General features: G+C 72.3%; 10 protein-coding genes. 8 read left to right on the top strand and 2 right to left on the bottom strand.

Going from position 1 to position 12,436, the window contains the following annotated elements; translation table 11 throughout:
* Positions 1–89: 89 nt before the first annotated feature.
* Positions 90–860, top strand: coding sequence for an isoprenyl transferase (locus ACWC5O_RS02570; RefSeq protein ID WP_450582228.1), 771 nt, complete (start codon positions 90–92; stop codon positions 858–860).
* A 38-nt stretch (positions 861–898) separates the two neighbouring features.
* Here the strand turns inward: ACWC5O_RS02570 and ACWC5O_RS02565 are convergent, their stop codons facing one another.
* The gene (locus tag ACWC5O_RS02565; protein ID WP_450581930.1) at positions 899–1,792 is read right to left on the bottom strand and encodes a LysR family transcriptional regulator; all 894 of its coding nucleotides are present in this window, start codon (positions 1,790–1,792) and stop codon (positions 899–901) included.
* 72 nt (positions 1,793–1,864) lie between these two features.
* On the opposite strand from ACWC5O_RS02565, the gene ACWC5O_RS02560 reads away from it, so the two are divergent.
* Together ACWC5O_RS02560 and ACWC5O_RS02555 are read left to right on the top strand one after the other, a co-directional pair.
* The gene (locus ACWC5O_RS02560; RefSeq protein WP_450581932.1) at positions 1,865–2,254 is read left to right on the top strand and encodes a RidA family protein; all 390 of its coding nucleotides are present in this window, start codon (positions 1,865–1,867) and stop codon (positions 2,252–2,254) included.
* Positions 2,255–3,271: 1,017 nt separating this feature from the next.
* The gene (locus tag ACWC5O_RS02555; RefSeq protein ID WP_450581934.1) at positions 3,272–4,030 is read left to right on the top strand and encodes a polysaccharide deacetylase family protein; all 759 of its coding nucleotides are present in this window, start codon (positions 3,272–3,274) and stop codon (positions 4,028–4,030) included.
* 23 nt (positions 4,031–4,053) lie between these two features.
* Here the strand turns inward: ACWC5O_RS02555 and ACWC5O_RS02550 are convergent, their stop codons facing one another.
* Complete coding sequence (locus tag ACWC5O_RS02550) at positions 4,054–4,560, bottom strand: alpha/beta hydrolase family protein (protein ID WP_450581936.1); 507 nt, start codon at positions 4,558–4,560, stop codon at positions 4,054–4,056.
* 409 nt (positions 4,561–4,969) lie between these two features.
* Between ACWC5O_RS02550 and ACWC5O_RS02545 the strand changes: the two genes are divergently transcribed.
* The 5 genes from ACWC5O_RS02545 to ACWC5O_RS02525 all read left to right on the top strand — a co-directional run bounded on the left by ACWC5O_RS02545 (position 4,970) and on the right by ACWC5O_RS02525 (position 12,422).
* Entirely contained in the window at positions 4,970–6,166 is a 1,197-nt protein-coding gene (locus ACWC5O_RS02545) for an EfeM/EfeO family lipoprotein (protein WP_450581938.1), read from the top strand.
* Entirely contained in the window at positions 6,163–7,368 is a 1,206-nt protein-coding gene (efeB, locus tag ACWC5O_RS02540) for an iron uptake transporter deferrochelatase/peroxidase subunit (RefSeq protein WP_450581940.1), read from the top strand. The genes ACWC5O_RS02545 and efeB overlap by 4 nt, the downstream gene beginning before the upstream one ends.
* A 176-nt stretch (positions 7,369–7,544) precedes the next feature.
* Positions 7,545–9,362, top strand: coding sequence for a phospholipase C (locus ACWC5O_RS02535; RefSeq protein ID WP_450581942.1), 1,818 nt, complete (start codon positions 7,545–7,547; stop codon positions 9,360–9,362).
* A gap of 329 nt (positions 9,363–9,691) precedes the next feature.
* Positions 9,692–10,750, top strand: coding sequence for an aminoglycoside phosphotransferase family protein (locus tag ACWC5O_RS02530; RefSeq protein WP_450581944.1), 1,059 nt, complete (start codon positions 9,692–9,694; stop codon positions 10,748–10,750).
* A 202-nt stretch (positions 10,751–10,952) separates the two neighbouring features.
* Positions 10,953–12,422 (top strand): N,N-dimethylformamidase beta subunit family domain-containing protein, encoded by a 1,470-nt coding sequence (locus ACWC5O_RS02525; protein WP_450582229.1) that lies wholly within the window; start codon positions 10,953–10,955, stop codon positions 12,420–12,422.
* Positions 12,423–12,436: the final 14 nt, after the last annotated feature.

Here is a 12,436-nt window from a genome sequence, read left to right as displayed (position 1 = left end):
ACGCTCCACTCCCGCGTGGCCCGCGACGAGAGCGTGGCACTATCCTTGCGCCCTCAAACACGGGTAGGAGAAGGGACATCGGCGTGGCGATGAAGGCCTTGCGTTCGGCGTTGGAAGCGATCTATGTACGGCGCCTGAACCGCAAGCTGGAGGGCCTGCCCCGGCCGCGGCACGTGGCGATCATGCTGGACGGGAACCGGCGCTGGGCCAGGGGTGCGGGACATCAGGACGTACGCGAGGGCTACCGCGTCGGCGGCGCGAAGGTCACGGACTTCCTGCACTGGTGCACCAACGCCGGCATCAAGCACGTCACGCTGTGGATGCTGTCCGACGACAACCTCCACCGGCCGGCCGACGAACTCGGTCCCCTGCTCGACATAATCGAGGAGACCGTCCAGCGCATCTGTGTCGCAGGAGAGCCCTGGGAGATCGAGATCATCGGCGCGCTCGACCTGCTGCCCGGGAACACCGCCCGCGTCCTCAAGGAGGCCGCGGCCCTCACCCACGGCCGCGGCGGGCTGAAGGTCGACGTCGCCGTCGGCTACGGCGGCCGCCGGGAGATCGTCGACGCCGTCAAGGCGGCCTTCGACAAGCACATCAGCGCAGGGGGCGACCCCACGGAGCTGGCCGCCGACTTCGACCTGGAGCACATCACCGACAACCTGTACTCGCCGGCCGGGCACGACACCGACTTCATCATCCGCACCTCCGGCGAACAGCGGCTCTCCGGCTTCCTGTTGTGGCAGTCCGCCTACGCCGAGGTGCACTTCGTCGACGTCCTGTGGCCGGCGTTCCGCGAGATCGACCTGCTGCGGGCCCTGCGGTCGTACGCCGCCCGGGAGCGCCGTTACGGTCGCTGACCGGCGCGGTGGAGGTCGCGGAGCAGGGCGGTCTCAGGTCATTCCCCGCCGACCGTCGCGAGAAGGCTGGCGACCAGGGGGTTCGGGTCGGTCGTGCGCCAGGCCACGGCGACCCGGGTGCGGGCGGTGTCGGGGGCGATCCCGCGGAACGCGACGCCCTTGAGGCGGATGCGCCGGGTACTGGCCGGGGCCAGGGAGACGCCCAGACCGGTTTCCACGAGGGCGCAGACGGTCTGCCATTCCACCGCGTGCTGGGCCGTCCGGGGTGTGAAGCCCGCCTCCGTGCACAAGCCGGTGATCCGGTCGTACAGCCCGGGGCCGACCGCCCGGGGCAGAAGCACGAACGGCGAGTCGGCCAACTGCGCCACCCGTACGGTCCGTTGGGCGGCCAAGGGGTGGGCGGCCGGGAGCACGGCCACGAAAGGCTCGCTGAGGACCGTCCTGAAGCCGATCTCCTGCTCGTCGGCGGGTGGTTCGCGCAGCAGGCCGATGTCGATGGTCTTGTCGTGCAGGGCTGCCAGCTGCGGCGCGGTGGTCATCTCGTGGATGTCCAGGTGCACATCGGGGAAGCGCTGCCGGAAGGTGCGCAGCAGTCCGGGCAGGACGGTCAGGGCGAGGGAGGCGGCGAAACCGATGCGCAACCGGCCGGCCCGGCCGCTGCCGACGGCGCGGGCCGCGGCCAGGCCGTCCGCGAGGTCGTTGAGGGCCCGCCGGGCGGCCGGGAGCAGTTCGCGGCCGGCCGGAGTGAGCGCGACGTGTCCCGGCTCGCGGCTGAACAGCGCATGTCCGACCTTGTCCTCCAGGCGGCGGATCTGCTGGCTCAGCGGTGGCTGGGCGATGCCGAGCCGGGCGGCCGCGTGGCCGAAGTGGAGTTCCTCGGCGAGCACGACGAAGGCGTGCAGCTGCGCGAGGGGAAGTTCGGGGCGCTTCATACGCCTAGAGATATCAGGTCATGCCCCAGGCAGTATTAGACGTATCGATACAGGTCACCTAGCGTTCGGCGCATGACAGAGCGACGTGCGATCCTCAGCGGCTCGGCCTTCGAGGAGCAGATCGGGTATGCCCGTGCCGTGGTGGACGGCGACTGGGTCCATGTGTCCGGGACGACCGGGTTCGACTACGCCACCATGACCATCTCCGACGACGTGGTGGAACAGGCCGAGCAGTGCCTCCGCAACGTCGGTGCCGCGCTGACCGAGGCGGGCTGCGGTTTCGCGGACGTCGTACGGGTGCGTTACCTGCTGCCCGACCGCGAGGACTTCGAGCCCTGCTGGCCGGTGCTGCGCCGCTGCTTCGGCGAGGTCCGCCCGGCCGCGACGATGCTCGTCTGCGGCCTCGCCGACCCTCGCATGAGGATCGAGATCGAGGTGTACGCGCGGCGGCCGCTCAGCTGACGGGCCGTGGGATGCCGTGTGCGTACGGCTCGATCTCCGGATAGAGGGGCATCCGGGCACCGTAGCGTCGTCCCGGCCCCCCGGTCGCCCTCGTTTCGCCCCGGACAGGTCGATCGCCCGGTCGACGTCCTGTGGCTGCACGACGCGCAGGATGCCTTCGAGGAGGTAGGGGTCGGCGTGCGGGAGGGAGATCTGCATCCCGTCCTCGGCCGGGCGGTTGCGCGTGCAGCGGGGGACGACGGCCTCGGCGCGCGTCGAGTTCCCGGTCAGGCAGGTCTTCGCCGGCGCGGTCAGCAGTCGCAGGGCGGCTTCCCGGTACTCGGGCCTGCCCGTCGCCGCGGACAGGGCCAGCAGAACGCAGGCCGTGACCGCGCCGGCGGAGGCGTCCTTGACGTCGTACGGCTGCTGGGGCGCCCGGTGGTCCCACACGGGTACGTGCCGGGTGACACGCCGGTTCCGGTGGGCAGGACGACCAGGCCGTGCGTGGTTCCGGTGAGCGCGGACTCGTCCTCCTCGCAAGTGCCGAGCCCCTGTGCTGCGACTGTCGGTCCCCGCGGGCTTCAGGTCGCGGTGTGCGATGCGGTAGCGGTCCCTCTTCGTGGCGAGGTACGCACGCGCGCCGCCCGCCGGTGTCGTGGCCGCCGGTGCCTGTTCGTGGATGCCGTCCACCAGGGCCGGTGTGGCCGTCCGCTGACCCGCGATCAGCTCGTTCGGGCCCGACGGTGCCGTCCCCGCGGTCGCCGCGTCGGCGGGAACCGCCGATACGACGAGTGCGGCGACACCCAGGAGCGCCGCCGCACCGGATAGGCCGCTTCATAGTTCATCAACAGGGCGCAGGGGACGAGAGGTGAAATCCGGCCCAGGGGAACGAGGGGTTCCGGTGGGACCGTTCGGACGCCTGTCCCAGATGTACCCCGGAATTGTCCGTGATCGGTAACAGAGGGATCCCGCGGCCCACTTATCCCGTCCTGACAGGTGCACGGGGTACCTACCAACACGGCGAGGAGCGGGGCGGACATGGCACGGCATGGCGGGCGGGGATGGTACGGCCGGGTGGTCGCGGCGGCGCTCGGAGTGACGGCGGTGGCCGCCGCCACGTCGGTGTGGACCGCGCAGGCCGGCCAGACCGGCGGACACCAGGCGGCGCACCCCGTCGCCAAGAAGGCGGTTCCCGTGTCCGCCACGATCGTCCACGCCTCCGACGGCGGCGACCACGCGGTCAACATCACCATCGACGACGGCCCCGACCCGCAGTGGACTCCGCAGGTGCTGCAGGTACTCAAGGACAACGGCGTGAAGGCGACGTTCTGCGTGGTCGGCACCCAGGCGGAGGCGCACCCCGACATGGTCAAGCGGGTGGTGGCGGCCGGGCACCGGCTGTGCGACCACACGGTGTCGCACGACACCACCATGGACAAGAAGTCCGAGGCCTACCAGTCGCAGCAGATCCTCGACGCCGAGCGCCAGATCACGAAGGCCTCCGGGGGCGTACGGCCGATGTACTACCGGGCCCCGGGCGGCGCGTTCACCCCGTACAGCCGGCACCTCGCGGCCTCGCACGGGATGCGGCCGCTGGGCTGGAACGTCGACTCCAAGGACTTCGAGCGGCCCGGCACCGACGCCATCATCACCACCGTCAAGGGCGAGTTGCACAACGGCCCGACCCTGCTCTTCCACGACGCCGGCGGCGACCGCTCCCAGACCGTGGCCGCGCTGCGCACCCTGCTGCCGTGGCTGAAGCAGCAGGGGTACTCCTTCGGATTCCCCGTTCGCTGAACAGGCCGCGGCTGCCCGCTGCTTCAGACCTCGGCCCCGGCGACGACGGTCCGCAGCGCCTCGCTCACCACGGGCCAGGCCGCCGAGTCGGGGTCGATCACGTCGAAGTGACCGGCCCCGGGCAGCTCGTGGAGTGTGGCGCCCGCCCGTGCGGCGTACCGGCGGGCCATGGCGACGGGCAGCGACTCGTCCAGGGTGCCATGGACCACGACCGTACGGCCGACGGGGACGCCCAGGGCTGCCGGGTCGGCAGCGGCGTACCGGTCCGGGACCTGCTCCCTTGCACCACCGAGAAAGGCGGCGACGGCGCCCCGGCCGCTGCCCAGTTGGTCGGCCCACGCCAGGTCCGCGGTGGGGGCGAGGGCGAGCACGCCGAGAACGGCGGGCGGGGTTTCGGTCCGGCCGGGTGCGCCGTCGGGCACCCGGTGCCGGAGCGCGGCCCACAGGGCGAGATGGCCGCCGGCCGAGTGCCCGGCGTAGACCACGCGCGCCGGGTCGGCCCGACGATGAGCCCTTCGACCGGGGCGCACGGTCGGGGCACGTCACTCGCGTACCCCTGAGCGCAACACGGCAATCCGGTCGCTTCCACGCCGCCCGTGGCCGACGACCTCGGTCACAGCACTAGAAGCGGACCTCCGCGCAGGCTCGCCCGCGGGACTCGGGACGACCGTCGACGTGCTCCCGGCCCTCGGCGCGGAGCGGCGGCCAGAACTGCTGCGACGACTCCCCGCCCAGAGCTTTTGGCTCACCGAGCGGCCCTGACCGAGCGGCGCCGGAAGACCTCCGGTGAACCCGGGGGGAATTCCTGGTCAATGAATCGTTGGGACGGCTGTTCGGATGCGGCGGGCTGCCTAGCATGAGGCCGTCCCGCGGGCGTTCGCACAGCTGTTGCGCTCAGCCGCGTGGACGTCTGCGTACGTCGTTCCGGAAAGGCTCGCCATGCCGTTGCCCCGCCTCGGCTCGCGGCCGGTCGCTCTCCGAACGGCTGGAGTGCTGCTCCTCGCCTTCGCCCTCGCCGTGGGAGGGACCCTGCTGGCGCTCTCCCTCGTGGGCGGGCGCCCCGCACGGGCCGTACGGTCCGTCACGGTCGAGGTCTCGCCGAGCCGCTGCGGCCGCGGCTGGAGCCGGCCGGCGCCCGGGGTGCAGACCTTCGACCTGCACAACGCCTCCGACGGTGCCGCCGAGGTCTACCTCGAGGACCCGGGCAGCCAGGTGGTGTACGGCGAGGTGGAGGGCATCGGCCCCGGTACGACACGGCAGTTGACCGTCCGGCTGGGCAGGGGCACGTACGCCTTCAAGTGCGTGCCAGACGACGCCGACGCCGTCACCGGGCCCAGCGTCCGCGTCACGTCGGGGCGGCGCGGCCCGGGGGCGGCCCCCGTCACCGAGCACGACCTGATCCCGCCCGCCCTCGCCTACCAGAAGTGGGTCGGCGGCGGTCTGGACGAACTGGTCCGGCTGACGGCGAAGCTGGGCCGGGACATCGACCACGGCGACCTCGCCGGTGCCCGGACCGCCTGGCTGCCGGCCCATCTGGAGTACGAGCGGCTGGGGGCGGCGTACGACGCCTTCGGGGACGCGGACGGGCAGATCGACGGCACGGACGCGGGGCTGCCCGGCAGGGTGGGCGACCGGGGCTTCACCGGGTTCCACCGCATCGAGTACGGGCTGTGGCACGGGCAGTCGGCGGGCCGCCTGCGCGCCCCGGCGGCGGCGCTGGTCAAGGCGGTGACCGGGCTGCGGGACAGCTGGTCGCAGACCCGCATGGATCCCGCCCAGCTCGGTCTGCGCGCGCACGAGATCCTGGAGAACACCGTGCAGTTCGAGCTGACCGGCCGGACCGACTACGGCAGCGGCAGCAACCTCGCGACCGCACGCGCCAACCTCGACGGCACCCGCGAGGTGCTGTCCCGGCTGCGCCCCCTGCTCACCACCCGGTACGCCGACCTGCCCGGCCTCGACCGGGACCTGGACCACACGCAGCACCTGCTCGACCGGTTCCGGCACGGCGGGCGCTGGACCGCGCCGGCCGCCCTGCCCCGCGCCGGGCGGGAGCGCGTCGACTCGGCCTTCGGCGACCTGGTCGAGCGGCTCGCGTCGGTGGCGAGCCTGTGCGATCCCCGGAGGACGGCGTGAGCGGAACCCAACGACCCGACGGAGTGGGCAGGCGCGGCTTCCTGCGCGGCGCGGCCCTTGCGGGAGCGGGGCTCGCCACCGGTGCCGCCGCACCTGCGACGGCCGTCGTCCCCTTCCACGGCGCCCACCAGGCATCCGTGCTCGCGCCCTCGCGGCGGACCAGCGTGTTCGTGTCGCTCGACGTGACCGCCGAGCACCGCGCGGACCTGACCGCCCTGCTGCGCACCCTCACCGGCCGGGCCCGTTTCCTGGCCTCGGGCGGGACGCCGTCCCCGGTGGGCATCACCGGGCCGCCCGCGGACTCCGGCATCCTGGGCGACCGGCTGCCCTCGGGCGCGCTGGACGTGACCGTCGGGGTGGGCGCCTCGCTCTTCGACGACCGGTTCGGGCTGGCCGCGCTGCGGCCCCGGCGGCTGACCGCCATGCCCGCCTTCCCGGACGACGACCTGCGGTCCGAGTGGTGTCACGGCGACCTCAGCCTCCACCTGCACGCCGACGACCCGGACACCGCCCTGCACGCCCTGCGCGACATCGCCCGGCACACCCGGGGCGGTATGCAGGTCCGCTGGCGCCTGGACGGCTTCACCAGTCCGCCCCGGCCCTCCGGCACCCCGCGCAATCTGATGGGGTTCAAGGACGGCACCGCCAACCCGGACGCGAACGGCGTCCAGGAGATGGACCGTCTGGTCTGGGTGGGCAAGGGCATGGGCGAACCGGACTGGGCGGTCGGCGGCAGCTACCAGGTCGTCCGGCTGATCCGGATGCTGGTGGAGTTCTGGGACCGGGTCCCGCTGAGCGAGCAGGAGCGGATGTTCGGCCGGGCCCGCTTCACCGGCGCACCGCTGGACGGCGACCACGAGCACGACACGCCGAAGTACGCGGACGATCCCAAGGGCGACGTCATCCCGCTGGACGCCCACATCCGCCTCGCCAACCCCCGCACGGCCGCCACCGCCGACCAGCGCATCCTGCGCCGCGCCTACAACTACGACCGGGGCATGGACGGCAACGGCAACCTCGACATGGGTCTGCTGTTCACCTGCTACCAGCAGGATCCGGTACGGCAGTTCGAGACCGTGCAGCACCGGCTGGCGGGCGAGCCGCTCACCGACTACATCAGCCCGTTCGGCGGCGGCTACTTCTTCGCCCTGCCCGGCGTGCGGGACGCGACGGACTGGTACGGGCGTGCCCTGCTGGGCTGAGCCGGTCCGGACAACTCGGCAGGCAGGCGGGTCAATTCACCGTCAAGGTTTGCCCCAGCATCCCTGACCCGGTGTTCACTCCCACGCCACCGCTCCTCCGCCGACGCGCCCCACCGCGGGCGCAGCATCCGTGCTCGTACGACGCACAGACGTTCCTGCCCGGAGGGTGAACCAGCATGGCCAGCAGAGGAAGACGAGCGGCGACACGGAGCATCACGGCGCTCGCCGGAGCGGCGGCGCTCACGGTGCTCGGCAGCATCGCGCCCGGCTGGGCGGCGGTGCCCTCCGGGCACTCCTCGACCGCGACGCCCGTCAAGCACATCGTCGTGATCTTCGACGAGAACGTCTCCTTCGACCACTACTTCGCCACCTACCCGAAGGCCGCCAACACGGACGGCACGAAGTTCAAGGCGTCGAGGAACACCCCGAAGAACATCGACACCCTGGCCCACGCCGGGCTGCTCAGGACGAACCCCAACCAGTACACGCCGAAGCGGCTCTCCCCCGCCCAGGCGATGACGTGCGACCAGAACCACTCCTACGGGGCCGAGCAGTACGCGGCGAACGGCGGCAAGGCCGACCAGTACGTGCAGAACACCGAGGTCGACAAGTGCAGCGGGGGCCTGTTCGGCGAGCCCGGCCTCGTCATGGACTACTACGACGGCAACACCGTCACCGCGCTGTGGAACTACGCCCAGCACTACTCCCTGTCCGACCGTGCCTTCAGCTCGGTCTACGGCCCCTCCACGCCAGGTGCGCTCAACCTGGTCTCCGGTCAGACGCACGGCGTGGTCTCCGTCGACCCGGCCACCGGCAAGCGGACGGCGACGCCCGACCCGTACGCCGTCAAGTCGCCCGACGCGAAGGGCGTGGGCACGGTGGTCAACGACCCCGACCCGGCCTTCGACGACTGCTCCGGCAAGGACCACACCAGCACCAACGCGCTGGCGGCCATGCAGGGCGCCAACATCGGTGACATGCTCAACGCGAAGAAGGTCTCCTGGGGCTGGTTCCAGGGCGGCTTCCGGCCCTCGACCGCGTGGAACGGGACGTCCGGGTCGTACGCCAAGTGCGACACCACGCACACCAACGTGGGCGGAGCGGCCGTCGCCGACTACAGCCCGCACCACAACCCGTTCTCGTACTACAGGTCGACGGCCAACCCGCACCACTTGCCGCCGAAGAGCGTCTCCGAGATCGGCCACGACGGACGGGCCAACCACAACTACGACCTGACCGACTTCACCGCCGCCGTCAAGGCGGGCAAGCTCCCGGCCGTCAGCTTCGTGAAGGCCGGCGCGTACCAGGACGGCCACGCCGGCTACTCCGACCCGCTCGACGAACAGCACTTCCTCGTCAAGCAGATCAACGCGATCCAGAGCTCGCCGCAGTGGAAGTCGACCGCGGTCGTCGTCGCATACGACGACTCCGACGGCTGGTACGACCACGCGTACGCCGCCCCGCGCAACGGCTCGAAGGACACCTCACTCGGCTCCAACGGCAAGGCCACCGACAGCCCCACCTGCCAGAACGGTCCGAAGGCGTCCGGCGGTTACGCCGACCGCTGCGGCCCGGGCACCCGCGAGCCGCTGCTCGTGATCTCGCCGTACAGCAAGGTCGACAAGGTCGACCACACGCTGACCGACCAGGCATCCATCACCCGGTTCATCGAGGACAACTGGCACACCGGCCGGGTCGGCGACCACTCCTTCGACGCGACGGCCGGCTCCCTGGCGGGCATGTTCGACTTCCGGCACCCGAACAACAAGCAGGTGCTGCTGAACTCGGACGGCTCGGTGAAGTCCGTCGGACCCGTCAAGCACGTCGCCCCGGTGGCCACGAGCATCACACCCGGCCCGGCGATGCAGAACACGGCTGCCACCACCGGCACTTCGGGGATCCCGGCCCTCCCGGTCGGCCTCGGCGTGGGCGCCCTGCTGGCCGCCGGCGTCACGGGCACCTACCTCACGCTGCGCCGCAGGCAGCAGGCCTGACCGGCACCGCTCCCCACGAGTGCGCCCCCGACCGACGTCCGGGGGCGCACTCGGCTCAGGCTCTGTCCCCGGGGAGCCGGCCCAGCAGGGTCGGTCCGAGGGCGATCCCGGCGAGGATCTGGCCGATCACCACCGGCTGCCCGAGCCGCCGGGCCAGGCTGTCAGAGCTTGTCTGTCATGTCTCCCCATACATGTGTTCGTGAGCATACAAGTGACCCATGAAACAGGTGTGTTGTGCGGGCGGGCTATGCGAAGTCGAGGCCCCGGCCGCACGGTGAGCCTCGTAAAAAACGCTGGTCAATCGCAGGTCGGGGTGTTGAGATGGCCCGATGTACGATCATGCGTCGCCGACCGTGGACCGGGGCCGGTACGCGGACGCGGTGACTCCCTGGGAGCAGGAGTCCTGGCGTACCGCGGCCCTCGGCTGGGTGGAGGCCGGGCTTGCGGCACACGGGCTGCGGGTGACCGGCCGGCCGCGGGTGCGGCTGCGGCCGTGGTCCGTCCTGGTGCGGGTGCCCGTGGCCGGGCGTACGGCCGTGTGGTTCAAGGCGAATCCCCCGGCCAGCGGTTTCGAGGGCGCGCTGACCGCCGCGCTGGCCCGCTGGGTGCCGGAGCACGTCCTGGAGCCGCTCGCGGTCGACGCCGACCGTGGCTGGTCCTTGCTGCCGGACGGGGGTGACCTCTTCCGGGACGTGCTCGATCGGAAGGCCGTGGAGCCCCGCGCCTGGGAGGACCTTCTCCGCCGGTACGCGAGCATGCAGCACGCCCTGGTTCCGCACGCGCGCGAGATCGAGCGGCTGGGTGTCCCGAGCGCCCGGACCACGGAACTGCCCGAGATCTTCGACAAGTTGCTCGCCGAGAACACGGCATTGCGGCCGGACGAACGCGCGCTGCTCGACGCGCTCCGGCCCCGCCTCCTGGACTGGTGCGCCGAACTCGCGGCCTCGGGCATCGCCGACTCCCTCGACCACTCGGATCTGCACGACGGCCAGCTGTTCAACCCGGAACCGGGCCGGTACACCTTCTTCGACTGGGGCGACGCCGCCGTCTCCCACCCGTTCTGCAGCCTGCAGGTCACCGCCCAGCGGGCCTGCGGCCGGTACGGGCCCGACGTGCTGCCGCGCCTGCGCGACGCTTACCTGGAGCCCTGGACGGGAGCCGGACACACGGCGGCGGAACTCCGGCGCGCGGTGAACCTCGCGTGGCGGCTGAGCGCCCTGGGGCGTGCCCGCGCCTGGGGCCGTGTGTTCCCGACCGCACCCGGAAACGCTCCCCTGGCCGCGCAGAGCGCCCGCACGCTGCTGGAGCTCACCGAGGCTCCTGCCTTCCAGGCGACCGGACACCACTCGTACGGCACAACGCCCGGCTCCCCGCCCCGGGTGCCGTGATCACGGTGTGCCGCCGGTTCCGTCCGCTGCCGGTGGCGCCGGCCCGGCGTCGTCGCGCGGTTGCGGGAGGCGGAGCCGGATCGGGAGGCTGGGTGGGGGACGAACCGGGCCGGATCCGGGAGGCGTGGTGATTCCAGCACACGGCATACCGACCGTGGACCGCCGGCGCTTCCTGGCCCTGTGCGCGGGCACGGGCCTGGGCATGGCGGCCGCCTGTGCGCCCGCGCCCCCGCCCGCGCACCCCCGCCGGGACACGGGGCTGCGGCCGGAGGCCGAACAGGACGCCCCGGGCACCGCCGACTGGCGGATCCGCTCGGCGGGCCCGCCGGACGCGGTGACCGGCTACACGGACCAGGTGAGCGTCACGCCCGGCCAGGAATGCCGCCTGCACGTGTCGACCACCGCCTCCTCGTTCCGGGTCTCGGCGTTCCGCGTCGGCTGGTACGGCGGCAGGCAGGCCCGCCTCATATGGACCTCACCGCGCATACCCGGCCGCGCCCAGCCGCCCCCGCACCTGCTGCCCGCCACCCGCACCGTGCGCGCCGACTGGCCCGCCGCACTGAACCTGGACACCACCGGGTGGCCGGAGGGCGCGTATCTGCTGCGGCTGGAGGCCGACACCGGTCACCAGCGGCACATCCCGCTGATCGTCCGCTCCGCCGAAGGCACGGGCCGCACGGTCCTGCTGCACGCCCCGGCCACCTGGCAGGCCTACAACCGCTGGGGAGGTTACAGCCTCTACGCGGGATCCTCGGGCGCGTACGCCACCCGGTCGCTCGCGGTCAGCTTCGACCGTCCCTACGACGGCAACGGCGCCGAGAAGTTCCTGGTCCACGAGTGGGCGCTGGTGGTGCTGGCCGAACGCCTGCGCATCCCGCTCGCCTACACCACCGGCGTCGACCTCCACCGGGACCCGTCGGTGCTCCGCGGCGCGCACACCGTCGTCTGTCTGGGGCACGACGAGTACTGGACGCCCGAACAGCGGGCGTACGTCACCCGCGCCCGGGACGCCGGGACGAACGTGGCCTTCCTCGGCGCGAACACCTGCTTCCGCCGGGTCCGTCTGGAGGACGGGGAGCGGGCGAGCGACCGTACGGTGATCTGCTACAAGACGTCCTACCGCGCCGACCCCTGTTATGCGTCCGACCCGGCGCTGGTCACCACCGACTACCGCAGCCCGCCCGCCGCCGACCCGGAGTCCTCGCTCACCGGCGTCCTGTACGAGGGCTATCCGGTCGACGCCCCCCATGTCGTGCACGCCGCCGATCACTGGCTGTACGACGGCACCGGCGTACGCCCAGGCGACGCCTTCGCCCATCTGGTGGGCGTCGAGTACGACCGTGTCATGCCCGTCTCCCCCGCTCCCGGCCCCCTGGAGATCACCGCGCACTCCCCCGTCGTCTGCGCCGGCCGCCCCAGTCACAGCGACTCGGCGTACTACACGGCTCCGAGCGGTGCCGGGGTGTTCGCGACCGGCACCATGCGCTGGGTGGAGGGCCTGCTCGCCGGCACCGGAGAGCTCGACCGCGACCACGGCATGGACGGCCGCACGCGCGCGTTCGTCACGCGCACCACGGAGAACCTGCTGCGCACCTTCGCGCGGGGCCCGGCGATCCGCACCGGCCCGCCACCGCGTCCGAACGTGGACGAGGTGTACGGCGGCACGGTCTGACGGCGGCCACCGGG

This window comes from Streptomyces sp. NPDC001450, assembly GCF_053597295.1.
Note: the sequence above shows the minus strand (reverse complement) of the source record. Positions and strands in the feature narration are given on the sequence as shown.